The organism is Streptomyces sp. NBC_00083 (assembly GCF_026343295.1).
Lineage (GTDB): Bacteria > Actinomycetota > Actinomycetes > Streptomycetales > Streptomycetaceae > Streptomyces.
In genome coordinates this window covers 540,670-564,403 of sequence record NZ_JAPELY010000004.1, presented here as the reverse complement: position 1 = coordinate 564,403, position 23,734 = coordinate 540,670, and the positions used below count along the sequence as shown (strand labels likewise).

Annotated in this window: 16 protein-coding genes and 2 rRNA genes; 5 read left to right on the top strand and 13 right to left on the bottom strand. The window is 70.0% G+C overall.

Going from position 1 to position 23,734, the window contains the following annotated elements:
- A 23S ribosomal RNA gene (locus tag OOJ98_RS32660) occupies positions 1-2,997 on the bottom strand; the annotation flags it as partial.
- Positions 2,998-3,281: 284 nt separating this feature from the next.
- Positions 3,282-4,807: ribosomal RNA gene (locus OOJ98_RS32655) — 16S ribosomal RNA — on the bottom strand.
- Positions 4,808-5,619: 812 nt separating this feature from the next.
- Between OOJ98_RS32655 and OOJ98_RS32650 the strand changes: the two genes are divergently transcribed.
- The gene (locus OOJ98_RS32650) at positions 5,620-6,270 is read left to right on the top strand and encodes a hypothetical protein (protein WP_267058715.1); all 651 of its coding nucleotides are present in this window, start codon (positions 5,620-5,622) and stop codon (positions 6,268-6,270) included.
- 11 nt (positions 6,271-6,281) lie between these two features.
- On the opposite strand, the gene proC is transcribed toward OOJ98_RS32650, so the two are convergent.
- The 6 genes from proC to OOJ98_RS32620 all read right to left on the bottom strand — a co-directional run bounded on the left by proC (position 6,282) and on the right by OOJ98_RS32620 (position 10,843).
- Positions 6,282-7,091 carry a pyrroline-5-carboxylate reductase gene (gene proC, locus OOJ98_RS32645; RefSeq protein ID WP_267058714.1) on the bottom strand — a complete coding sequence of 270 codons (810 nt, stop codon included), beginning with the start codon at positions 7,089-7,091 and terminating at the stop codon, positions 6,282-6,284.
- Between the two features lie 108 nt (positions 7,092-7,199).
- A complete protein-coding gene (locus OOJ98_RS32640) occupies positions 7,200-7,937 on the bottom strand; it encodes an ABC transporter permease (RefSeq protein ID WP_267058713.1) in 738 nt (245 codons plus the stop codon).
- Positions 7,934-8,800 (bottom strand): ABC transporter ATP-binding protein, encoded by an 867-nt coding sequence (locus OOJ98_RS32635; RefSeq protein ID WP_267058750.1) that lies wholly within the window; start codon positions 8,798-8,800, stop codon positions 7,934-7,936. Before OOJ98_RS32635 ends, OOJ98_RS32640 begins: the two co-directional genes overlap by 4 nt.
- Before the next feature lie 107 nt (positions 8,801-8,907).
- On the bottom strand, positions 8,908-9,729 hold the full coding sequence (locus OOJ98_RS32630) for a class I SAM-dependent methyltransferase (RefSeq protein ID WP_267058712.1): 822 nt from the start codon (positions 9,727-9,729) through the stop codon (positions 8,908-8,910).
- Positions 9,730-9,950: 221 nt separating this feature from the next.
- Positions 9,951-10,499: a hypothetical protein gene (locus OOJ98_RS32625; protein ID WP_267058711.1), complete on the bottom strand. Its 549-nt coding sequence runs from the start codon at positions 10,497-10,499 to the stop codon at positions 9,951-9,953.
- A 35-nt stretch (positions 10,500-10,534) separates the two neighbouring features.
- A complete protein-coding gene (locus tag OOJ98_RS32620; RefSeq protein WP_267058710.1) occupies positions 10,535-10,843 on the bottom strand; it encodes a hypothetical protein in 309 nt (102 codons plus the stop codon).
- A 150-nt stretch (positions 10,844-10,993) separates the two neighbouring features.
- Between OOJ98_RS32620 and OOJ98_RS32615 the strand changes: the two genes are divergently transcribed.
- On the top strand, positions 10,994-13,210 hold the full coding sequence (locus OOJ98_RS32615; RefSeq protein ID WP_267058709.1) for a PQQ-binding-like beta-propeller repeat protein: 2,217 nt from the start codon (positions 10,994-10,996) through the stop codon (positions 13,208-13,210).
- Positions 13,211-13,310: 100 nt separating this feature from the next.
- Here the strand turns inward: OOJ98_RS32615 and ilvD are convergent, their stop codons facing one another.
- From ilvD to OOJ98_RS32595, 4 genes are all read right to left on the bottom strand, one after another.
- The gene (ilvD, locus tag OOJ98_RS32610; RefSeq protein ID WP_267058708.1) at positions 13,311-15,161 is read right to left on the bottom strand and encodes a dihydroxy-acid dehydratase; all 1,851 of its coding nucleotides are present in this window, start codon (positions 15,159-15,161) and stop codon (positions 13,311-13,313) included.
- A gap of 457 nt (positions 15,162-15,618) precedes the next feature.
- Positions 15,619-16,236, bottom strand: a complete 618-nt coding sequence (locus OOJ98_RS32605) for a TetR family transcriptional regulator (RefSeq protein ID WP_267058707.1) — start codon at positions 16,234-16,236, stop codon at positions 15,619-15,621.
- Positions 16,233-17,054 carry a sugar phosphate isomerase/epimerase gene (locus OOJ98_RS32600; protein ID WP_267058706.1) on the bottom strand — a complete coding sequence of 274 codons (822 nt, stop codon included), beginning with the start codon at positions 17,052-17,054 and terminating at the stop codon, positions 16,233-16,235. Before OOJ98_RS32600 ends, OOJ98_RS32605 begins: the two co-directional genes overlap by 4 nt.
- A 102-nt stretch (positions 17,055-17,156) precedes the next feature.
- On the bottom strand, positions 17,157-18,089 hold the full coding sequence (locus OOJ98_RS32595; RefSeq protein ID WP_267058705.1) for a Ppx/GppA phosphatase family protein: 933 nt from the start codon (positions 18,087-18,089) through the stop codon (positions 17,157-17,159).
- 52 nt (positions 18,090-18,141) lie between these two features.
- Between OOJ98_RS32595 and OOJ98_RS32590 the strand changes: the two genes are divergently transcribed.
- Positions 18,142-18,978: a hypothetical protein gene (locus OOJ98_RS32590; RefSeq protein ID WP_267058704.1), complete on the top strand. Its 837-nt coding sequence runs from the start codon at positions 18,142-18,144 to the stop codon at positions 18,976-18,978.
- Between the two features lie 24 nt (positions 18,979-19,002).
- On the opposite strand, the gene OOJ98_RS32585 is transcribed toward OOJ98_RS32590, so the two are convergent.
- Positions 19,003-20,676: a hypothetical protein gene (locus OOJ98_RS32585; protein ID WP_267058703.1), complete on the bottom strand. Its 1,674-nt coding sequence runs from the start codon at positions 20,674-20,676 to the stop codon at positions 19,003-19,005.
- A gap of 257 nt (positions 20,677-20,933) precedes the next feature.
- On the opposite strand from OOJ98_RS32585, the gene radA reads away from it, so the two are divergent.
- Positions 20,934-22,331: a DNA repair protein RadA gene (gene radA, locus OOJ98_RS32580; RefSeq protein WP_267058702.1), complete on the top strand. Its 1,398-nt coding sequence runs from the start codon at positions 20,934-20,936 to the stop codon at positions 22,329-22,331.
- A gap of 101 nt (positions 22,332-22,432) precedes the next feature.
- Positions 22,433-23,557 carry a DNA integrity scanning diadenylate cyclase DisA gene (gene disA / locus OOJ98_RS32575; protein ID WP_267058701.1) on the top strand — a complete coding sequence of 375 codons (1,125 nt, stop codon included), beginning with the start codon at positions 22,433-22,435 and terminating at the stop codon, positions 23,555-23,557.
- Positions 23,558-23,734 lie beyond the last annotated feature (177 nt).

Genomic DNA, 23,734 nt, shown 5'->3' with positions numbered 1-23,734 from the left:
CTTCCCGCTTAGATGCTTTCAGCGGTTATCCTTTCCGAACGTAGCCAACCAGCCATGCCCTTGGCAGGACAACTGGCACACCAGAGGTTCGTCCGTCCCGGTCCTCTCGTACTAGGGACAGCCCTTCTCAATGTTCCTGCGCGCGCAGCGGATAGGGACCGAACTGTCTCACGACGTTCTAAACCCAGCTCGCGTACCGCTTTAATGGGCGAACAGCCCAACCCTTGGGACCGACTCCAGCCCCAGGATGCGACGAGCCGACATCGAGGTGCCAAACCATCCCGTCGATATGGACTCTTGGGGAAGATCAGCCTGTTATCCCCGGGGTACCTTTTATCCGTTGAGCGACGGCGCTTCCACAAGCCACCGCCGGATCACTAGTCCCGACTTTCGTCCCTGCTCGACCCGTCGGTCTCACAGTCAAGCTCCCTTGTGCACTTACACTCAACACCTGATTGCCAACCAGGCTGAGGGAACCTTTGGGCGCCTCCGTTACTCTTTAGGAGGCAACCGCCCCAGTTAAACTACCCATCAGACACTGTCCCTGATCCGGATCACGGACCGAGGTTAGACATCCAGCACGACCAGAGTGGTATTTCAACGACGACTCCACAACCACTGGCGTGGCCGCTTCAAAGTCTCCCACCTATCCTACACAAGCCGAACCGAACACCAATATCAAACTGTAGTAAAGGTCCCGGGGTCTTTCCGTCCTGCTGCGCGAAACGAGCATCTTTACTCGTAGTGCAATTTCACCGGGCCTATGGTTGAGACAGTCGAGAAGTCGTTACGCCATTCGTGCAGGTCGGAACTTACCCGACAAGGAATTTCGCTACCTTAGGATGGTTATAGTTACCACCGCCGTTTACTGGCGCTTAAGTTCTCAGCTTCGCAACCCCGAAAGGTCACTAACCGGTCCCCTTAACGTTCCAGCACCGGGCAGGCGTCAGTCCGTATACATCGCCTTACGGCTTCGCACGGACCTGTGTTTTTAGTAAACAGTCGCTTCTCGCTGGTCTCTGCGGCCACCCCCAGCTCAGAGAGTAAATCTCATCACCGGTGATGGCCCCCCTTCTCCCGAAGTTACGGGGGCATTTTGCCGAGTTCCTTAACCATAGTTCACCCGAACGCCTCGGTATTCTCTACCTGACCACCTGAGTCGGTTTAGGGTACGGGCCGCCATGAAACTCGCTAGAGGCTTTTCTCGACAGCATAGGATCATCCACTTCACCACAATCGGCTCGGCATCAGGTCTCAGCCTTATATGTGCGATCCGGATTTGCCTAGCCGCACGGCCTACACCCTTACCCCGGGACAACCACCGCCCGGGTTGGACTACCTTCCTGCGTCACCCCATCGCTTACCTACTACAAGTCTGGGTCACCGGCTCCACCACTTTCCTTTCCCCGAAGGGTCCGGAACGGCTTCACGGGCTTAGCATCGCCTGATTCAGTATTGGGCGTTTCAAAGCGGGTACCGGAATATCAACCGGTTGTCCATCGACTACGCCTGTCGGCCTCGCCTTAGGTCCCGACTTACCCTGGGCAGATCAGCTTGACCCAGGAACCCTTAGTCAATCGGCGCACACGTTTCTCACGTGTGTATCGCTACTCATGCCTGCATTCTCACTCGTGAACCGTCCACCACTAGCTTCCGCTGCAGCTTCACCCGGCACACGACGCTCCCCTACCCATCCCAGCAGGCGTTGGCCCTATATGCTGGAATGACACGACTTCGGCGGTACGCTTGAGCCCCGCTACATTGTCGGCGCGGAATCACTTGACCAGTGAGCTATTACGCACTCTTTCAAGGGTGGCTGCTTCTAAGCCAACCTCCTGGTTGTCTCTGCGACTCCACATCCTTTCCCACTTAGCGTACGCTTAGGGGCCTTAGTCGATGCTCTGGGCTGTTTCCCTCTCGACCATGGAGCTTATCCCCCACAGTCTCACTGCCGTGCTCTCACTTACCGGCATTCGGAGTTTGGCTAAGGTCAGTAACCCGGTAGGGCCCATCGCCTATCCAGTGCTCTACCTCCGGCAAGAAACACACGACGCTGCACCTAAATGCATTTCGGGGAGAACCAGCTATCACGGAGTTTGATTGGCCTTTCACCCCTAACCACAGGTCATCCCCCAGGTTTTCAACCCTGGTGGGTTCGGTCCTCCACGACCTCTTACAGCCGCTTCAACCTGCCCATGGCTAGATCACTCCGCTTCGGGTCTAGAGCGTGCAACTCAATCGCCCTATTCGGACTCGCTTTCGCTACGGCTTCCCCACACGGGTTAACCTCGCTACACACCGCTAACTCGCAGGCTCATTCTTCAAAAGGCACGCAGTCACGACTGTATGTGCAAGCACATACAGCGACGCTCCCACGGCTTGTAGGCACACGGTTTCAGGTACTATTTCACTCCGCTCCCGCGGTACTTTTCACCATTCCCTCACGGTACTATCCGCTATCGGTCACCAGGGAATATTTAGGCTTAGCGGGTGGTCCCGCCAGATTCACACGGGATTTCTCGGGCCCCGTGCTACTTGGGTGTCTCTCAAACGAGCCGTTGATGTTTCAGCTACGGGGGTCTTACCCTCTACGCCGGACCTTTCGCATGTCCTTCGCCTACATCAACGGTTTCTGACTCGTCCTCGTCAGCCGGCAGACTGACAGAAGAGAGATCCCACAACCCCGCATGCGCAACCCCTGCCGGGTATCACACGCATACGGTTTGGCCTCATCCGGTTTCGCTCGCCACTACTCCCGGAATCACGGTTGTTTTCTCTTCCTGAGGGTACTGAGATGTTTCACTTCCCCTCGTTCCCTCCACATACCCTATGTGTTCAGGTATGGGTGACAGCCCATGACGACTGCCGGGTTTCCCCATTCGGAAACCCCCGGATCAAAGCCTGGTTGACGGCTCCCCGGGGACTATCGTGGCCTCCCACGTCCTTCATCGGTTCCTGGTGCCAAGGCATCCACCGTGCGCCCTTAAAAACTTGGCCACAGATGCTCGCGTCCACTGTGCAGTTCTCAAACAACGACCAACCACCCATCACCCCCACCATTCAGTGGAGTTCACTGGGGCCGGCACTAGAAGGCAGCCTCTCGGCCGTACCTTCAGATACCCAACAGCGTGCCCGGCCCTCTCCATCGCCCCGATCCGATTTCCACGCTCCGAAGAGCAGTACTGGCGGCCCGAGTTGACCAAGAGTGCCGAATAGTCAACGTTCCACCCATGAGCTGACCGTGCAGAACATTTGTCTGCAGACGGTGCTGTGCTCCTTAGAAAGGAGGTGATCCAGCCGCACCTTCCGGTACGGCTACCTTGTTACGACTTCGTCCCAATCGCCAGTCCCACCTTCGACAGCTCCCTCCCACAAGGGGTTGGGCCACCGGCTTCGGGTGTTACCGACTTTCGTGACGTGACGGGCGGTGTGTACAAGGCCCGGGAACGTATTCACCGCAGCAATGCTGATCTGCGATTACTAGCAACTCCGACTTCATGGGGTCGAGTTGCAGACCCCAATCCGAACTGAGACCGGCTTTTTGAGATTCGCTCCGCCTCGCGGCATCGCAGCTCTTTGTACCGGCCATTGTAGCACGTGTGCAGCCCAAGACATAAGGGGCATGATGACTTGACGTCGTCCCCACCTTCCTCCGAGTTGACCCCGGCAGTCTCCTGTGAGTCCCCATCACCCCGAAGGGCATGCTGGCAACACAGAACAAGGGTTGCGCTCGTTGCGGGACTTAACCCAACATCTCACGACACGAGCTGACGACAGCCATGCACCACCTGTATACCGACCACAAGGGGGCGACTATCTCTAGCCGTTTCCGGTATATGTCAAGCCTTGGTAAGGTTCTTCGCGTTGCGTCGAATTAAGCCACATGCTCCGCTGCTTGTGCGGGCCCCCGTCAATTCCTTTGAGTTTTAGCCTTGCGGCCGTACTCCCCAGGCGGGGAACTTAATGCGTTAGCTGCGGCACCGACGACGTGGAATGTCGCCAACACCTAGTTCCCAACGTTTACGGCGTGGACTACCAGGGTATCTAATCCTGTTCGCTCCCCACGCTTTCGCTCCTCAGCGTCAGTAATGGCCCAGAGATCCGCCTTCGCCACCGGTGTTCCTCCTGATATCTGCGCATTTCACCGCTACACCAGGAATTCCGATCTCCCCTACCACACTCTAGCTAGCCCGTATCGAATGCAGACCCGGGGTTAAGCCCCGGGCTTTCACATCCGACGTGACAAGCCGCCTACGAGCTCTTTACGCCCAATAATTCCGGACAACGCTTGCGCCCTACGTATTACCGCGGCTGCTGGCACGTAGTTAGCCGGCGCTTCTTCTGCAGGTACCGTCACTTTCGCTTCTTCCCTGCTGAAAGAGGTTTACAACCCGAAGGCCGTCATCCCTCACGCGGCGTCGCTGCATCAGGCTTTCGCCCATTGTGCAATATTCCCCACTGCTGCCTCCCGTAGGAGTCTGGGCCGTGTCTCAGTCCCAGTGTGGCCGGTCGCCCTCTCAGGCCGGCTACCCGTCGTCGCCTTGGTAGGCCATTACCCCACCAACAAGCTGATAGGCCGCGGGCTCATCCTTCACCGCCGGAGCTTTTAACCCCTCAAGATGCCCTGAGGAGTGTTATCCGGTATTAGACCCCGTTTCCAGGGCTTGTCCCAGAGTGAAGGGCAGATTGCCCACGTGTTACTCACCCGTTCGCCACTAATCCACCCCGAAGGGCTTCATCGTTCGACTTGCATGTGTTAAGCACGCCGCCAGCGTTCGTCCTGAGCCAGGATCAAACTCTCCATGAATGTTTACCCGTAATCGGGTGCACACATCACGTAAGAGCGGGACGGAACCACCGGAATAAGGCGGCCCGTCCACAGCGTCCTCGCTGTGTAATTGCCTGCCCACCACAAGGGCGTGCAGGACTTTTCAAAGGAACCTCGTCCCACCGAAGTGGAGACGGGGTTGTCAATCTGGCGTTGACTTTTGGCACGCTGTTGAGTTCTCAAGGAACGGACGCTTCCTTTGTACTCACCCTCTCGGGCTTTCCTCCGGGCGCTTCCCTTCGGTATTTCGTGTTTCCGACTCTACCAGACTCTTTCGTGTCCGATTTCCTCGGTGCCTTCCAGGTTCTCCCTCGCGGGGTTCCCTTTCCGGCGGCTCCGACTCTATCAGATCCTTTCGGGCCCGATTCCCGGTCTCCCGGGGCCAAGTCGGCTTGTCTTCCCGGCTGTTGGGCCGTTCCGACGAGTGAGACATTAGCGGAATCCTGAGCCCCGACGCCAATCGGGGTCCGCTTTCGAACGCGGATTCCTCATTTCGCAAAAGCGCACGAAAAATGAGACGACGAGGTGTCGTTCATGAGAAGTGGTTGGTGCGGAATGGCTGTCCGGGGACCGACCGGGGTCGGCGCTCACGTCGGACAACTCGGAGAACATTACGTATCGGGGAGGGGCGTGTCAACCCTCGGCCGAGGGCACCTGCGAGGGTGCGGGCGGAGGTGCGGGCTGGGGCCGGCTCAGCGGGCTCGCACCGGCCTGACCTGGTCCTTTCGGCCGAGGCGAGGGTGGCAGGACGGCTGATCTCAGGGCCCTGACCGCGCCCTAGCTTGGCAGGCATGAGGTCTCTTCTCCGGATCGCCGCAGCTGTCGCCGTCCTCTTCGTCATCGGGTCGCTCACCGCCCCGGGGGCCGCGTACGCCGAGAGCGGCGATGAGCATGTGGCGCGGTTGCGGCTCCGGGTCGTCGAGTCGGTCAACCGGGAGACCCGGGGCGAGATCGAACGCGTACGGGCGTGCGCGGGCGAGAACGCGTCGGGTGCGGACACCTCGGGCCGGGTCGCCCGGCTTGAGGCGACGTTGCGGGAGGGGTGCCGGCTCGCGGCGGATCTGCGCTCCGTGCGGGGAGTTGTCCGGCACCGGGCTGTCGCGGCCGCGGCGTCACCCAGGGGAAGCCATGGGGAGGCCCGTGGTGCGTCCTGGACGCCGGGCGGCGCGGATGCCCCCGCCGAGGCTCCCGCCGACCTCTCCGCGGACGGCGCCGACGTGTCGTCCGGCGTGTCGTCGAGCCGGGAGGGCGGGGGCGAGAGCGGCGAGAGCGACGAGAGCGTCTTTCATGCGGCCCGCTCGGCCCTCCCCCATACGCCCGTCGGAGTGCTGTGCGTGCTGTGCGGGGGTGGGCTCGCCCTGATCGGCGCGGGGTTGGCCGCCGGTGCCGTACGGCGGCCCGGCGCGGGTGCCGTACGGGGGCGGCTCAAGAGGAGGGGCTAGGGCCGCGGGCGTCAGCTGGTGCCGGAGGCCAGTGCGCGGCTGCGGTCGCGGGCGGCTTCCAGGGCGGCGATCAGCGCGGCCCGTACGCCGTGGTTCTCCAGCTCGCGGATGGCGCTGATCGTCGTGCCCGCCGGGGACATCACGGCCTCGCGCAGCTTTACCGGGTGTTCGCCGCTGTCGCGGAGCATCACCGCGGCGCCGATCGCGGACTGGACGATCAGGTCGTACGCCTGGTTGCGCGGCAGGCCGAGCAGGATACCGGCGTCCGTCATCGCCTCGACGAGGTAGTAGAAGTAGGCCGGGCCCGAGCCGGAGAGGGCCGTCGCCGCGTCCTGCTGCGACTCCGGTACGCGGAGCGTCTTGCCGACGCCGCCGAAGATCTCCTCCGTGTGGGCCAGATGGTCCGGGGTCGCGTGGCTGCCGCCGCTGATCACCGACATGCCCTCGTCGACCAGGACCGGCGTGTTCGGCATGACGCGTACGACCGGGGTCCCCGCGGCGAGGCGCGCCTCGATGAACGCGCTCGGGATGCCGGCCGCGGCGCTGACGACCAGACGGTCGCTCGTGAGGTGCGGGGCGAGTTCGTCCAGGAGCCTGCCCATGTCCTGCGGCTTGACCGCGAGGATCAGGGTGTCGGCGCGCTTGGCGGCCTCGGCGTTGGTGACGGCGTCCACGCCGTATCGGGTGCGGAGCTCTTCGGCGCGCTCCGGGCGGCGGGCGGTCACGAGGAGGTTGGCCGGGTGCCAGCCGGCCCGGATCATGCCGCTGAGGAGGGCCTCGCCGATCTTGCCGGTGCCGAGGACTGCGACTGTCTGGGTCATGCGGTCACCCTCCAGGTGGTGCGGGGTTCGTGACGTCATCCTCGCATCGGGGCGGGGGCGGGGATGGGGGTGTCCGACGGGCGGTACGCGGGTGTGGCGCCGGACGGGTCACGGGGTGCGGCGGGGCAGGGTCGCGGCGCCCAGGGCCAGGACCAGGAGCGCCACCCCGGCCACGATCGCGGTGTCCCGGACGAAGGCGGCGTCGGCGGTGGGGTGGTGGAGGACCTGGGTCATCGCGTCGACGGCGTACGACATGGGCAGGACGTCCGAGATCCAGCGCAGGACCGGCTGCATGATGTCGCGCGGGGTGAACAGGCCGCACAGCAGGAGCTGGGGGAAGATCACCGCCGGCATGAACTGGACGGCCTGGAACTCCGACGCGGCGAAGGCGGAGACGAACAGGCCGAGGGCGGTGCCGAGCAGGGCGTCGAGCAGGGCGACCAGGAGCAGCAGCCAGGGGGAGCCGGCGACGTTCAGGTCGAGGAGCCAGAGGGAGATGCCTGTCGCGAGGAGCGACTGGAGGACGGCCAGCGCGCCGAAGGCGAGGGCGTAGCCGCCGATGAGTTCGCTCTTGCCGAGCGGCATGGCGAGGAGGCGTTCCAGGGTGCCGGAGGTGCGTTCGCGCAGGGTGGCGATGGAGGAGACCAGGAACATCGTGATCAGCGGGAAGATGCCGAGCAGGGAGGCGCCGATGTCGTTGAAGACGGCGGGGTTGCCGTCGAACACGTACCGGAGCAGGACGGTCATGAGCGCCGGGACGACGAGGAGCAGCGCGATGGTGCGCGGGTCGTGGCGCAGCTGCCTCAGGACGCGGGCGGCGGTCGCGAGGGTGCGGGAGGTGTTCACGGGCGGGCCTCGGGGGTGGTCTCGGACCCGGGGGTGGGGTCGTCGATCAGGTGGAGGAAGGCTTCCTCGACCGTTGTCGTGGCGGTACGGGCGCGCAGGCCGGCCGGGGTGTCCTCGGCCAGGAGGGCGCCTTCGCGGAGCAGGAGCAGGCGGTGGCAGCGTTCCGCTTCGTCCATGACGTGCGAGGAGACCAGGATCGCGGTCCCGCGGGTGGCGGCGATGCGGTGGAACAGGTCCCACAGGTCGCGGCGGAGTACGGGGTCGAGGCCGACGGTCGGCTCGTCGAGGATGAGCAGGTCCGGGGTGCCGAGCAGGGCGACGGCGAGGGAGACGCGGCTGAGCTGGCCGCCGGAGAGCCGTCCCGCGAGGTCGTGGGCGTGGCCGGCGAGGTCGACGTCCGTGACGGCCCGGTCGACCGCTTCGGCGCGGGTGGCGCGGTGGGCCCGGCCCGGGTGCAGCACGGCCGCGAAGTACTCCAGGTTCTGACGCGCCGTCAAGTCGCGGTAGATGGACGGGGCTTGGGTGACGTAGCCGATTCGCTCGCGCAGGGAAGGGGAGCCGGCCGGGGCGCCGAGGACCGTGAGGGTGCCGGTGACGTTCGCCTGCGTGCCCGCGACGGCGCGCATCAGGGTGGACTTGCCGCAGCCGGAGGGGCCGAGGAGTCCGGTGATGCGGCCGCGCGGGACGGTGAAGTCGAGGGCGCGCAGGACCGGGCGGCCGCCCCGTACGGCGGTGAGGGCGCGGGCGGTCACGGCGGGTGGTGGGGCTGTGGGCGGGGGGCCCGTGGGCGGGGGGTCATCGGGTGGGCCGGCCGGGACGTCCTGGCCTTCGCCCCGGCCGCCCGGCGGAGGCTCATAATTCATCATGTGGTGAATAGTGCTGCGCGGGGGTGCGGGCGTCAAGGATGCGGGCGGGGGCGGCAGCGAGGGGCGGGCCCCGTCCCAGGGAGGATGAGCCCGGGGCGGGTTGCTCAGGTCCGGGCCAGGAGCAGGTGGACCACGTACCGCTCCTCCACCGTGCCGTCCGGGAAGAGTTCGCTCAGGACGGCGTGCTCCGTGGCCAGGAACTCCCGCGCCCGCTCCTCGCCGATCACCAGGAACGCCGAGTGGCTTCCCAGGTTGGCGAGGTGGGTGGCGAGCGGGACCTTGCGGGTGTGCGGGATGCGGCGCTCCGCGAAGTCGAGGCCGGGGATGTCGGTCCACGGGTGGGCGCCGCGCTCGGCGGGTTCGGCGGCGGATTCGGCGGCGCCGCTGCCGCTCCGGGTGGCGACCGCGCGCTGCTCCGCCGAGCGGTCGACACCCAGGAAGTCGCGGATCCGGGCGTCCTGGGCGGCGAGCCATTGCGCCGAGTGGTCCGCGATGTTCCACCACAGGGCCAGCGCGCCGCCCGGCCGCAGGACCCGGCAGGCCTCCGGGCCCGCCTTGGCCGGGTCGGTCCAGTGCCAGGCCTGGGCGTACGTGATGAGGTCGGCGGAGGCGGTGGCCAGGGGGAGGTCGTTGCCGTCGCCCCGGACCAGGGGGATGCCGGGGTTGCCGGTACGGAACTGGGCGGCCATGCCCGCACCCGGCTCGACCGCGACGACCCGCGCGCCCCTGTCGTGCAGCAGCGCGCTGGCGATACCGGTGCCGGCCCCGACGTCGGCGACCCGGGCGCCCTTGAGGGGGCGGTCCGCCAGCTCCTCCAGGGCGTCGAGGAGCAGCGGCGGGTACGAGGGCCGGTTCGCGGCGTACTGGGCCGCGGCGGCGTTGAAGGAGTGGGCGCGGGCGGGGTGGGGCACGGCGGGAGTCGTCATGGGGCGAGTCTGCCGGGCGGGCGGAGCGCCGTGGGGCGGGTCTGCCGCGCGGGCAGCGCCTATGGGGCGGGTCTGCCGCGCGGGCGGAGCCCTGTGGGGCGAGTCTGCCGCGCGGGCGGAGCCCTGTGGGGCGGGCGCGGCACCCGGTGCCGGTTCTGCCCGGCCGGGTCCCGCCAGGGACCACGCTCGCTCCCGCCGGGAACTCCCCCTCCCGCCGGAGGCTACTTGCGCTTCTTCCGGGTCGACGGGTTGCCCGTCCTCGTGCCGCGGCGGCGCTCGTACTGGGTGCGGGCCGTCTCGTACTCCGTGCGGTGCAGGGCCTCGCCCGGGGCCTCCGTGAAGGTGCGGAAGAAGTACGCCAGCAGCGAGCCGATGAAGCCGATCGCCTTCAGGCCCTGGAGGGAGCGGTCCGCGTCCGGGTCGGCGGGGCGGGTCGAGAAGCGTTCCCACGTCTTGCGGAAGGCCATCGCGCTGCAGATCGCGAACATGACGACGACCAGCACGTTCACGAAGCCGCCGGTGTCGGCGAGCTGGAGCCCCTCATAGGCGAAGCGCAGCACGAAGCAGGCCGCGACGGCGGCGACGAGCGAGCCCGCCGCCGCGCCGGCCCGGCGCAGGCCGTACCCCTGGTCGTGCTCCAGCCAGCTGGTGCCGAAGAAGCGGATCGGTTCCGGCTGGGGGCCGGCGGCCACCGCCTTGGCGTCCGCGCGGCCCGAAGCGGTACCGCCGCCCTTGCCGGTGGCCGCGCTGTCGCCCGTGTTGTCGCTCATGGGGACGATTATCCCAGGGGCGGCCGCGTTGCCGGTCAGCCGCAGCGCTGTGCCACGTACCCGTCGCTCCCCGTCTTCACGTACGCGTCCGCGACGTACCGGCCGTTGCCGATGTTGTCCCAGATGTTCGACGTGCCGTACGGGCCGGTCACGCGGGTGCCCGGCGTCTGGCAGTTGATCGGGACCGTGGCGCCGAGGTCCAGCGTGTCGACGATCGAGTAGTTCGTGCCGGGGCCACTGCGGACGTTCAGTTCGCAGCCCGGGGCCACCGGGTAGCGCTGCACCCCCAGCGCCGCCGACGCGCTCGCCACCGATGCGCTTGTTTCAGCCGATTCCGTTGTCATCCCCGACTCCCCCCACGGGACCCCTCACGGGTCCCCCCTTGGCTTCACTTTGCGTGCAACACGCAGGCTAGCAAGCCCCATCGGACGGGAAGGTGCCATCGACTAGGCTCCGTTGAACGCGCGCGTACAACGGACACACGGGGGTCGGCCATGGCGTCGCCGCGCAGTATCGGCTTCGGGGCGCCGGGCTCCGAGGATCCGGAATCCGTCGGTGCGTACCGGCTCGAATCCGTCCTCGGCTCGGGTGGCATGGGGGTGGTGCATTTGGCCACCTCCCCCTCCGGCATGCGGCTCGCCGTCAAGATCGTGCACGCCCAGCACGCCGCCGATCCGGAATTCCGGGCGCGGTTCCGCCAGGAGGTGTCGGCGGCCCGCCGGGTCAGCGGTGCCTTCACCGCGTCCGTCGTCGACGCGGACCCCGCCGCCGACCGGCCCTGGATGGCCACCGTGCACATTCCGGGGCCCACGCTCGCCGAACGCGTCAAGGACAGCGGCCCGCTGTCCGCCACCGACGTACGCCGGCTCGGGGCCGGGCTCGCCGAGGCGCTGCGCGACATCCACCGCGCGGGGGTCGTCCACCGCGACCTCAAGCCGAGCAACGTGCTGCTCGCCGCCGACGGGCCCCGGGTCATCGACTTCGGCATCTCGCGCCCGTACGACAGCGATCTGCGCACCGAGACCGGCAAGCTCATCGGCACCCCGCCGTTCATGGCGCCCGAGCAGTTCCAGCGGCCCCGCGAGGTCGGGCCGGCCGCCGACGTGTTCGCGATGGGCGCGGTGCTCGTGCACGCCGCGACCGGCCGCGGGCCCTTCGACTCCGAGTCGCCGTACATCGTGGCCTACCAAGTGGTGCACAACGAACCCGACTTGGCCGGTGTGCCCGACGACCTCGTGCCCGTGCTGCGCGGGTGCCTCTCCAAGGACCCCGGTGAACGGCCCACCCCGGACGAGCTGATGACGGCGCTGCGGTCGGCGGCGTACGGCCCCGAGGCGTCCATCCCCACGCAGCAGTTCCGCAATCCGGTGCGGGGCGATCGGGCCGGCGCCACCGGTGCCGCCGGGTCCGGTCCCGCCGCCGGGTCCGTCGAGACGCACCGTTCCGATCGGCCGCGGTTCGATGACGCGCGGCCCGGCGACCCGCCCGGCCGCACCCCCGCCGCCCGTCGCGCCCGCTGGGCCCTCGCCGCGCTCGTGCTCGCCGGGGTGCTCGGCGGGGCCGTGGTCGCCGTGCAGGCGATGCCCGACGGGACGGGGGCCGTGGCCGCGTCGGAGGAGAGCGACGCCACCGGCACACCGGCCGGACCTCAATTCCGGCCCTGGCAGACCCGGTTGACCCCCGGCGGCAAGGACGGCGGCGAGGACCGTACCGCCTTCTGCTCGGCCGGGTCCGGCGACGGGGCGCTCTACTGCTCCGCGCCCGGGGTCGCGATCGCCCGGCTCGACGCCGTCAGCGGCAAGGTGATGTGGTCCGTGCCGGGCGCGGGCGGCCAGTCGCTCTCGGACGACTACGCCCCGGCCGCGGCGGGCGGCCGGGTGCTCGCGCGGGCACCGGGCGGGCCGCTGCGGGCGTACGACCCGGCGAGCGGCGGACAGGTGTGGTCCGCCGACGTGTCGGCGTACTCGGGGGTGCGCCCCGCGGGCGCGGCCGTGCTGCTCACCACGGCGGACGGGCACGTCACCGCGCTCGACTCCGCCACCGGCAAGGAGCTGTGGCGCAAGCCGCTCGGCGGGGCCCGCGCACAGTGGGTCGTGGCCGGCGACGGCGCGGCGGCCTACGTCGTCACGCCGGGCACCGACGGCGGCTCGACCTCCGTGGCCGCCGTCGACCCGGTCACCGGCTCCGTGCGGTGGCAGGCCCGGACGGACGGCAGGCTGCGGCCCGTCGCGGCGCGGGCGAACGCCGTGTTCCTCCTGGCGACCGACCCCAGCGGGTTCACCTCGGCGGTCGTACGCGTCGACACCACCACGCACACCGCGCGGCGCACCCGGCTCGCGGCCCCCCTCGACCAGGCGCAGGCCGGGGTCGACGGGGACACCGTCTATCTCTTCGGGGCGGGCGGCACGCTGGTCGCCGCCGACACGGCGCGCGGCAACGAGGCGTGGCGGCTCGACACGGGGCTGGCCCGTGCCTCGCGGCCGGTCGCATCGGGCGGGCAGCTCTACCTGACCGGCGCCGACGGGCGGCTGCTCGTCTTCGACGCGCGCAAGGGAGCGCTCGCCGGACAGACCAACCCCCGCATGAACGCCGGGCGTTACACCTTCACGCCCGCGCTTCCCGCGCCGCTCGCCATCGGGGGGCGGGTGTACGCGTCCGCTCCGGACGGGTCGGTCTTCGGGGTGGATCCGGGAGACGTCGGGAACTGGTGACACCCCCGCGGAGGCGCGGCAACGGGCCGCGCGAGGGCACGATGACGCCCCGTCAGGCAGGTTCCTGACGGGGCGTCACTGTGCTGCGGTGGGCGCGGGGTCAGCCCAGCTTGGACACGTCGCGGACCGCGCCCCGGTCGGCGCTGGTGGCCATCGCGGCGTAGGCGCGCAGCGCGGCCGACACCTTGCGCTCACGATTCTTCGGGGCGTACACCCCGTTCAGCGCCTCGCGCCGGGCCGCCAACTCGGCGTCCGCGACGAGGAGTTCGATCGTACGGTTGGGGATGTCGATCCGGATGCGGTCGCCGTCCTCGACGAGGGCGATGGTGCCGCCGGACGCCGCCTCGGGCGAGGCGTGGCCGATGGAGAGGCCCGAGGTGCCGCCGGAGAAGCGGCCGTCGGTGACCAGGGCGCAGCTCTTGCCGAGGCCGCGGCCCTTGAGGAACGACGTCGGGTACAGCATCTCCTGCATGCCGGGGCCGCCCTTGGGGCCCTCGTAGCGGATCACGACGACATCGCCGTGCGTGATCTCCTTCTTGAGGATCTTGTCGACGGCCTCCTCCTGCGACTCGCAGACGACGGCCGGGCCCTCGAAGGTCCAGATCGACTCGTCGACGCCGGCCGTCTTCACGACACAGCCGTCCTCGGCGAGGTTGCCGCGCAGCACGGCGAGGCCGCCGTCCTTGCTGTACGCGTGGGCCGCGTCCCGGATGCAGCCCTCGGCGGCGTCGGTGTCGAGGGTGTCCCAGCGCTCGGACTGCGAGAAGGCGGTCGCGGAGCGGACGCAGCCGGGGGCCGCGTGCCACAGCTCGACGGCCTCGGGGGACGGAGAGCCGCCGCGCACGTCCCACGCGTCGAGCCACTCCTTGATGGAAGGGGAGTGGACGGTGTGGACGTCCTCGTTGAGCAGGCCCGCGCGGTACAGCTCGCCGAGGATGGCGGGGATGCCGCCGGCGCGGTGCACGTCCTCCATGTAGTACGTACGGTTCTTGCCGACGTTCGGCGCGACCTTGGCCAGACACGGGACGCGGCGGCTGACGGCGTCCATGTCGCTGAGCCCGTAGTCGAGCTCGGCCTCCTGGGCGGCGGCCAGCAGGTGCAGGATCGTGTTGGTGGAGCCGCCCATCGCGATGTCGAGCGCCATGGCGTTCTCGAACGCGGCGCGGGTCGCGATGGAGCGGGGCAGGACCGAGTGGTCGTCCTGCTCGTAGTGGCGCTTGGTGATCTCCACGACCGTGCGGGCGGCGTTCTCGTACAGCGCGCGGCGGGCGGTGTGGGTCGCGAGGACCGAGCCGTTGCCGGGGAGGGAGAGCCCGATCGCCTCGGTCAGGCAGTTCATGGAGTTGGCCGTGAACATGCCGGAACAGGAGCCGCAGGTGGGGCAGGCGTTCTCCTCGATGCGGAGGATGTCCGCGTCGGAGATCTTGTCGTTGACGGCGTCCGAGATCGCGTCGACCAGGTCGAGCGTACGGACCGTGCCGTCGACCAGGGTCGCCTTGCCGGCCTCCATCGGGCCGCCGGAGACGAAGACGGTGGGGATGTTGAGGCGCAGCGCCGCCATCAGCATGCCGGGGGTGATCTTGTCGCAGTTGGAGATGCAGATCAGGGCGTCGGCGCAGTGGGCCTCGACCATGTACTCCACGCTGTCCGCGATGAGGTCGCGGGAGGGGAGGCTGTAGAGCATGCCGCCGTGGCCCATGGCGATGCCGTCGTCCACGGCGATGGTGTTGAACTCGCGGGGGACGGCGCCGGCGGCCAGGATCGCCTCGCTGACGATCCGGCCCACCGGGGCGAGGTGGGTGTGGCCCGGCACGAACTCGGTGAAGCTGTTCGCCACGGCGATGATCGGCTTGCCGATGTCCTCGCTCGCTACACCGGAGGCCCGCATAAGGGCGCGGGCGCCCGCCATGTTGCGGCCGTGGGTGACTGTGCGGGACCTCAGCTCGGGCATCGTCGCTCGTCTCCTAGGTATGGATGTGCTCGGGTGTCAGCCTACGCCGGGGCTCCGCCATCTGGACAGGGTGTCCGGATGGTGGGACTCGGGGTTCGGCATGTGGCCCTCCCTGCCGGGGGGTGGGGGCTGGTGTGCGGCGGGGTGCGCCGGGGCTCCGCCCCAGACCCCGGGGGTCCCCACCCTGCGGGCTGGTGGGGGCTGGTCGCGCAGTTCCCCGCGCCCACAGATGGGCCGGCCTGGGCGGCATGCCCAGCATCGGCATCTTCAGCCCGTCCGGCGATTGAGGACGAGCGCCCTTCAGGCGCGAACGGGGTCTGGGGCGGAGCCCCAGCAAACCCCGCCTTCGGCTGCGGACCGTGCCCGCGTCTCGCGCAGTTCCCCGCGCCCCTGGCGGTACGGGTGCCGGGCAGCGTGCACATCCTCAGCCCGTCCGGCGATTGAGGACGGGCGTGGGCTACTCCGTCAGGTAGCGCTGCAGGGTCGGGGCCACCAAGGTCACGATGTGGGCCGGCGGGACCGACGCGAGGGGCTCGAGCTCCAGGACGTAGCGCATGATCACGATCCCCATCATGTGCGACGCCGCAAGCTCCGCCCGCAGCCGCGGTTCCGGCACGGCGAGCTCGGACGCGACCCGCTCCAGGACGCGGCGCAGCACCACCCCCCGCAGCACCTTCGCCGCCGCATCGTGCGTGAGCGCCGAGCGGATCACGGCGATCAGCGGGGTGCGCGTCGCCGGGTTCTCCCAGATGGCCAGGAAGTGGCGGGCCAGGCGTTCGCCGACGCCGTCCAGGGAGTCGCCCAGGATCACGTCCGCGGTCAGGGCGGGTTCGAAGTCGACCTCGATGGCCGCCGCGAACACCGCCTCCTTCGTGCCGAAGTAGTGGTGGACGAGCGCCGCGTCCACCCCGGCCGCCCTGGCGATGCCGCGCATGGACGTCTTGTCGTAACCCCGGGCGGAGAACTCCGTACGCGCGGCGGTGAGGATGCGTTCGCGCGCGCCCGGCCCCTCGGCGGACGCCGAGCGCGGGGGTCTGCCCCGGCGGCGCGGGGCGGGAGCGGCCGGCTCCGTCATCCGCGGCGGGCCGGCGCGGACGCCAGGTGCAGCCGGGTGAAGGCGAGGGCCTCCGCGAGGTCGGCCTCGCGTTCGGCGGCGGACATGGCCCGGCGGGTGTTGACCTCGATGACGACGTGCCCGTCGAACCCGGTGAGGGCGAGCCGCTCCAGCAGCTCCGCGCACGGCTGGGTGCCGCGGCCCGGCACCAGGTGCTCGTCCTTGGCCGAGCCGCGCCCGTCCGCGAGGTGGACGTGGGCGAGCCGGTCGCCCATCCGGTCGACCATGGCCATCGCGTCCGTACGGGACGTCGCGGCGTGCGACAGGTCGACGGTGAAGTGACGGTAGTCGTCCTTCGTGACGTCCCAGTCGGGCGCGTAGGCGAGCATCTCGCGGTCCCGGTAACGCCACGGGTACATGTTTTCGACGGCGAATCTGACGTCCGTCTCGTCGGTCATCCGCCAGATCCCGTCGACGAAGTCGCGCGCGTACTGGCGCTGCCAGCGGAAGGGCGGGTGGACCACCACTGCCGACGCGCCGAGCTTCTCCGCCGCGGCCCTCGCCCGCTGGAGCTTCACCCAGGGATCGGTGGACCAGACCCGCTGCGTGATCAGCAGACACGGGGCGTGGACGGCCAGGATCGGCACCTGGTGGTAGTCGGAGAGCCGCCGCAGGGCCTCGATGTCCTGGCTGACGGGGTCGGTCCACACCATGACCTCGACGCCGTCGTACCCCAGGCGTGCCGCGATCTCGAAGGCCGTCGCTGTCGACTCCGGATAGACCGACGCCGTGGACAGGGCGACCTTCGCATCCGGGATGCGCACCACTGGTTCTGCCACGGAGACAGCGTACGGGCCGTCACCGCCGGGCGGGGAGGCGGTCCGGCGAGACCGACGAACGTCACACTCGCCGGTAACTCCGCGTCCGGCCCTCCCGTCCCCTCAGCCCACCGGCAGGTGGTCGAGGTGGCGCAGGATCACTCCCTCGCGCAGCGCCCAGGGGCAGACCTCCAGCTCGTCGACGGCGAACAGGTCCATCGCGCCCTCCGCGACCAGCGCCCCGGCGAGCAGCTGCGGCGCCCGGCCCACCGAGACGCCGGGCAGCGTGGCGCGCTGCTCGCTGGTCATGGCGGCGAGCTTGGGCACCCATTCCTCCAGGGAGGCGCGGCTCAGGGTGCGCTGGACGTAGGCGCCCTCGCTGGAGCGCGCGGCCCCCGCGATCCGGGCGAGCTGCTTGAACGTCTTGGAGGTGGCGACGACGTGGTCGGGCCGCCCCGAGCGCGTGAACTCCCCCACCGTCCCGGCGATCTGGGCCCGTACGTGCCGCCGCAGCGCCCGTACGTCCGAGGGGTCCGGCGGGTCGCCCGGCAGCCAGCCCGCGGTCAGCCGTCCCGCGCCGAGCGGCAGCGAGACCGCCGCGTCGGGCTCCTCGTCGATGCCGTACGCCACTTCGAGCGAGCCCCCGCCGATGTCGAGCAGGAGCAGCTTCCCGGCCGACCAGCCGTACCAGCGGCGGGCCGCGAGGAAGGTGAGGCGGGCCTCCTCCTCGCCGGAGAGGACGCCCAGATCGACGCCGGTCTCGGCGCGGACCCGGGCGGTGACGAGGTCGGCGTTGCTGGCCTCGCGCACCGCGGAGGTCGCGAAGGGGAGCAGTTCCTGGACGCCCTTGTCCTCGGCGGCGAGCAGCGCCTCGCCGATCGTGGCGACGAGCCGGTCGATGCCCTCCGGTCCGATCGCGCCGTCCTCGTCGAGGAGTTCGGCGAGGCGCAGCTCGGCCTTGTGCGAGTGCGCGGGCAGCGGCGCGGCACCGGCGTGCGCGTCCACCACCAGCAGATGAACCGTGTTCGACCCCACATCGAGGACTCCGAGTCTCATGGACCGAACGCTACTGCGCCTGCGAAGACGCCCTCGGACATACGCTTGAGGTGTGCCAAAGACGAAAAAGGCGAAGCCGGGCAAAGCCAAGCCCCCGAAGAACACCGCGCCGCAGGCCCGGGACGAGCGGAACGGGGTCCAGGACGAGCAGGGGATCGACTTCCCGCGCGCCTGGGTCGAGTTCCCCGACCCCGCCGACGACGAGCAGGTCTTCCGCTGTGACCTGACGTGGCTCACCTCACGGTGGACCTGCATCTTCGGCAGCGGCTGCCAGGGCATCGAGGCGGGCCGGGCCGACGACGGCTGCTGCACGCTCGGCGCCCACTTCTCCGACGAGGACGACGAGAAGCGGGTGGCCGAGAACGTGGCGCGGCTCACCCCCGAGCTGTGGCAGTTCCACGACGTCGGTACGGAGACGGGGTGGATCCAGACCGACGAGGACGGCGACCGTCAGACCCGCCGCTGGAACGGCTCGTGCATCTTCCAGAACCGGCCGGGTTTCGCGGGCGGCATGGGCTGCTCGCTCCACATCCTCGCCCTCAAGGAGGGCAAGGAGCCGCTCGAAACCAAGCCCGACGTCTGCTGGCAGCTGCCGGTGCGCCGGACGTACGACTGGATCGAGCGGCCCGACGACACCAAGGTGCTGCAGGTCTCGATCGGCGAGTACGACCGTCGCGGCTGGGGGCCCGGCGGTCATGACCTGCACTGGTGGTGCACCTCGGCGACGTCCGCCCATGGCGCGGGCGAGCCGGTGTACGTGACGTACAGGCCGGAGCTGACCGAGCTGATGGGCCCGGAGGCGTACGCGGTGCTGGTCGAGCAGTGCGAGGCGCGGCTCGCCTCGCTGCTTCCGCTGGTGGCGCCGCACCCGGCGGACCCGGAGCGGTAACCGTCCCGTCCCGTACGGGAGTTGTCAGCCGCTCTGGGCCGGTGAGGGCGGCGTCTGGCTGGGGGTCGGGGTGTCGGCGGGCGGCGTCGGGCTCTGGGTCGGCGGTGTCTGCGTGGGCGTGGGCGTGGGGCTGCCCGGGGTCTCGGTGGGCGGTGTGGACGCGGGCGCGCTGGAACCGCCCGGCCCGGGGTGGCCCGTGGTGCCGGGGCCGGGGCCGGGCGAGGACGGCACGATCGGGGTGCCGTCGCCGCCGATGCGTACGGCGGCGCCCGTCGGGGCCACCTCGACCCGCGCCGACCAGGCCTGGTGCGGCTCGTGGGCGTGGTCGACCCGGATGTACACGGTGACGGCGGCGCCGGGCGCGAGCCGGCCCGCGCTCTGGCTGAAGACGAGCCATCCGGCCCGGCTGCGCAGCGACCAGTCGACCGGCGCGCCGCCGGTGGAGGTGAGCGTCAGGACGGTGGTGTCGCCCGCCGAACTCGCCGCGACCGCGAGCCTGGCCTCCCCCGCGGCGGGCGCGGTGGTGGGGCTGATGACCTCGACCGAGACGTCGGGCGTGCGGCTGCCCGCGGTGAAGCGGGCGTCGGGCGCGCTGCGGGCGTTGCCCGCGTTCTCGTAGCGGTCGGACGGGCGCCCGTCGATCCCGCCGGGGTTGTCGGCCTCGCTTGCGGTGACCTTCGCGCCGGACTCCGGCTCGCCGGTCGCGGGGGCGCCGCGGTAGGCGGCCCACAGCGCGAAGACGGGCGCCGCGACGACGGTCGCCACGACCGTGGTGGTCACGGCCCTCGCCCGCAGCCGGTCCCGCCGGGCCGCCCGGTCCTTGGGGTCCATCGGGAATCCGGCGCGGTCGAAGCGCGGGGCGCCGCCGCGCGCCCGCGGCACGTGCAGCATCGCGGCCTGCGCGGCGGCCCGTGGCGCCTCGGCGAGCGGCAGCGCGGCCGGCGTGACGGTCGAGCCGGGCCAGGGTCCCGCGGCGCCCGCGCGTTCGGCGGCGCGGCGGCAGCGGGGGCAGTCGTCGACGTGCCGCACCAGTTCACGGCGGAGCGCGGCGGAGAGCAACACCTGGTGGTCGCCGGTGAGTTGGGCGACCGTGGGGCAGCCGCCCATCTCGACGACGGCGAGCGCGGCCCGGGTCCGCTCGACCTCGCAGGCGCCCGCGGCGAGCAGTTCGCGCGCGGCCGGGTAGTTCATGCCGAGCACCGAGGCGACCTCGCGGGCGCCGAGCTGGTGGCGTACCGCGAGTTCGAGCGCCTCGCGCTGCTCGGGGGTGGTACCGGCGGCCTCGGGCCAGGCGAGCAGGGCGAGTTCGCGGCGGCGGCGCTCCCGCTCCTCGTCGGAGACCTCCGGGGCGGGCGCCTCCTCGGGGGCGCGGCCGGTGTGAGCGCCCTGGCGGCTGCGCCTGCGCTCGGCGAGCTTGCGCAGACAGGCCCAGCGGGCGAGGGCGTACAGCCACGCCCGGCGTTCGGCCTCGGCCGCGGGGCAGCGCGCGTACTGGCGCTCGGAGACGGCCAGTATGTCGCCGAGCGCGGCGATCGCCTCGTCGTGGTCGCACATGACGGAGAGGCAGTACGTGAACAGGCCGTCGAGGTACGCCTCGTAACGCGCGGGCGGGCGCTGGGCCAACGTACGGGGCGCACGGCGCTGCGCCCGGTGTGCGCCGGTGGTGTGCGCTGGTTGATCCAGTCTGCTGCTCGTCACGCGTGCGACCGTAGGCGCAGCATGAGGGGTTCTTCGTACCGGTTGAACACATTTAATCCTTACGGGTGAACGTATCCCTCAAAAGGGGACAGGAATCGGGAATTCCACGGCATTCCATGGCAGACCCATCACGCACTGTGCAAACGGGCGCAAGCGAGCGGGGCGACGCGCCCCCGGCCGCATCCACCCGAACGGCGGGCGCGGTGCCGGGCGGGCGGCCGGGCGGCGTTGTCAGTGGGCCCCTATACGGTGACGCCATGGCTGCCCGTACGAAATCCGCGAAGGACCGGCCGTCCTACCGCTGCACCGAATGCGGCTGGACCACCGCCAAATGGCTCGGCCGCTGCCCGGAGTGCCAGGCGTGGGGGACGGTCGAGGAGTACGGCGCGCCCGCGGTCCGCACCACGGCGGCCGGCCGGGTCTCCACCGCCGCGCTGCCCATCGGCGAGGTCGACGGCCGCCAGGCGACCGCCCGCACCACCGGGGTCGACGAGCTCGACCGGGTGCTGGGCGGCGGTCTCGTGCCGGGCGCGGTCGTGCTGCTCGCGGGCGAGCCCGGCGTCGGCAAGTCCACCCTGCTCCTGGACGTGGCGGCCAAGGCGGCCAGCGACGACCACCGCACCCTCTACATCACGGGCGAGGAGTCGGCGAGCCAGGTGCGGATGCGCGCCGACCGCATCAAGGCCATCAACGACCATCTGTACCTGGCGGCCGAGACCGACCTGTCCGCGGTCCTCGGCCACCTCGACGCGGTGAAGCCGTCCCTGCTCATCCTCGACTCCGTGCAGACCGTGGCCTCCCCCGAGATCGACGGGGCGCCCGGCGGCATGGCGCAGGTCCGCGAGGTCGCGGGCGCGCTGATCCGCGCCTCCAAGGAGCGCGGCATGTCCACGCTGCTCGTCGGCCACGTCACCAAGGACGGCGCGATCGCCGGCCCCCGCCTCCTGGAACACCTGGTGGACGTGGTGCTCTCCTTCGAGGGCGACCGGCACGCCCGGCTCCGTCTCGTACGGGGCGTCAAGAACCGCTACGGCGCGACCGACGAGGTCGGCTGCTTCGAGCTGCACGACGAGGGCATCACCGGACTCGCCGACCCCAGCGGCCTGTTCCTGACCCGGCGCGACGTCGCGGTGCCGGGCACCTGTCTGACCGTCACCCTGGAGGGCCGCCGCCCGCTCGTCGCCGAGGTGCAGGCGCTCACCGTCGACTCGCAGATCCCCTCGCCGCGCCGCACCACATCCGGGCTGGAGACCTCCCGCGTCTCGATGATGCTCGCGGTGCTCGAACAGCGGGGCCGCATCACCGCGCTCGGCAAGCGCGACATCTACAGCGCGACGGTGGGCGGGGTGAAGCTCTCCGAGCCCGCGGCCGACCTGGCGATCGCCCTCGCGCTGGCCTCCGCGGCGAGCGACACTCCGCTGCCCAAGAACCTCGTCGCGATCGGCGAGGTCGGCCTCGCGGGCGAGGTCAGAAGGGTCACCGGGGTGCAGCGCAGGCTCGCCGAGGCACACCGGCTGGGCTTCACCCACGCCCTGGTGCCGACCGACCCGGGGAAGGTCCCGGCCGGTATGAAGGTCACGGAAGTCGCCGACATGGGGGACGCCCTGCGGGTACTGCCACGGGGGCGTCGCGCACAGGCCCCACGGGAGGAGTAGCCGCGCCGGTAGACTTTGCCCTGGTCTCGCCCGTCCGTACGAGCAGTACGCAAGCAGCTCGCGAGCAGTACGCGCCGTATGAGCAACACCGGAGGAGTGCAGTGGCAGCCAACGACCGGGCATCATCACCCGGAAAGTCCGGCACAGGCTCCGGTAACGAAGCACTGATGCGGGCCGCGCTCAGCGCCGTCGCGCCCGGCACCGCGCTCCGCGACGGCCTGGAGCGCATCCTGCGCGGCAACACCGGCGGTCTGCTGGTGCTCGGCCTCGACAAGACGGTCGACTCGATGTGCACGGGCGGCTTCGTCCTGGACGTGGAGTTCGCGGCGACGCGCCTGCGCGAGCTGTGCAAGCTCGACGGCGCGCTCGTCCTCGACAAGGACATCACCAAGATCCACCGGGCCGGAGTGCAGCTCGTGCCCGACGCCGGCATCCCCACGGAGGAGACGGGCACCCGCCACCGCACGGCGGACCGCGTCTCGAAGCAGTGCAACTACCCCGTGGTCTCGGTCTCCCAGTCCATGCGCCTGATCGCGCTGTACGTGAACGGGGAGCGCCGGGTCCTGGAGGAGTCGGCGGCGATCCTGTCCCGCGCGAACCAGGCGCTCGCGACCCTTGAGCGGTACAAGCTGCGCCTCGACGAGGTGGCGGGCACGCTCTCCGCGCTGGAGATCGAGGACCTGGTGACGGTCCGGGACGTGACGGCGGTCGCGCAGCGTCTGGAGATGGTGCGGCGCATCGCGACGGAGATCGCCGAGTACGTGGTGGAGCTCGGCACCGACGGGCGGCTGCTCTCGCTCCAGCTGGACGAGCTGATCGCCGGGGTCGAGCCGGAGCGGGAGCTGGTGGTGCGGGACTACGTGCCCGAGCCCACCGCCAAGCGGTCGCGGACGGTCGACGAGGCGCTGCGCGAGCTCAACGACCTGACCCATGCGGAGCTGCTCGAACTGCCCATAGTGGCACGGGCGTTGGGCTACAGCGGCTCGCCCGAGACGCTGGACTCGGCGGTGTCCCCGCGGGGGTACCGGCTCCTCGCGAAGGTGCCGCGGCTGCCGGGGGCGATCATCGAGCGGCTCGTCGAGCACTTCGGCGGGTTGCAGAAGCTGCTCGCCGCGTCCGTGGACGACCTCCAGACCGTCGACGGGGTCGGGGAGGCGCGGGCCCGCAGCGTCCGCGAGGGCCTGTCCCGCTTGGCGGAGTCGTCCATCCTGGAGCGGTACGTGTAGGAGGGCGGGGGGTTTCCTGCCCACCCACCCGCGCGGCGGGGTTGGCTGGTCCCGCCCCCCTGGGGCTCCGCCCCAGACCCCGTTCGCGCGTTCTCCCACCCACCTCCCGTGCGGCGGCGTCGGCGAGGCCCAGCTCCCTGGGGCTCCGCCCCAGACCCCGTTCGCGCCTGAAGGGCG

Coding starts and splice junctions, on each gene's coding strand:
- OOJ98_RS32650 (WP_267058715.1), top strand. CDS start 5,620: ATGAGGTCTCTTCTCCGGATCGCCGCAGCTGTCGCCGTCCTCTTCGTC.
- proC (WP_267058714.1), bottom strand. CDS start 7,091: ATGACCCAGACAGTCGCAGTCCTCGGCACCGGCAAGATCGGCGAGGCC.
- OOJ98_RS32635 (WP_267058750.1), bottom strand. CDS start 8,800: ATGAATTATGAGCCTCCGCCGGGCGGCCGGGGCGAAGGCCAGGACGTC.
- OOJ98_RS32630 (WP_267058712.1), bottom strand. CDS start 9,729: ATGACGACTCCCGCCGTGCCCCACCCCGCCCGCGCCCACTCCTTCAAC.
- OOJ98_RS32625 (WP_267058711.1), bottom strand. CDS start 10,499: ATGAGCGACAACACGGGCGACAGCGCGGCCACCGGCAAGGGCGGCGGT.
- OOJ98_RS32620 (WP_267058710.1), bottom strand. CDS start 10,843: ATGACAACGGAATCGGCTGAAACAAGCGCATCGGTGGCGAGCGCGTCG.
- OOJ98_RS32615 (WP_267058709.1), top strand. CDS start 10,994: ATGGCGTCGCCGCGCAGTATCGGCTTCGGGGCGCCGGGCTCCGAGGAT.
- ilvD (WP_267058708.1), bottom strand. CDS start 15,161: ATGCCCGAGCTGAGGTCCCGCACAGTCACCCACGGCCGCAACATGGCG.
- OOJ98_RS32605 (WP_267058707.1), bottom strand. CDS start 16,236: ATGACGGAGCCGGCCGCTCCCGCCCCGCGCCGCCGGGGCAGACCCCCG.
- OOJ98_RS32595 (WP_267058705.1), bottom strand. CDS start 18,089: ATGAGACTCGGAGTCCTCGATGTGGGGTCGAACACGGTTCATCTGCTG.
- radA (WP_267058702.1), top strand. CDS start 20,934: ATGGCTGCCCGTACGAAATCCGCGAAGGACCGGCCGTCCTACCGCTGC.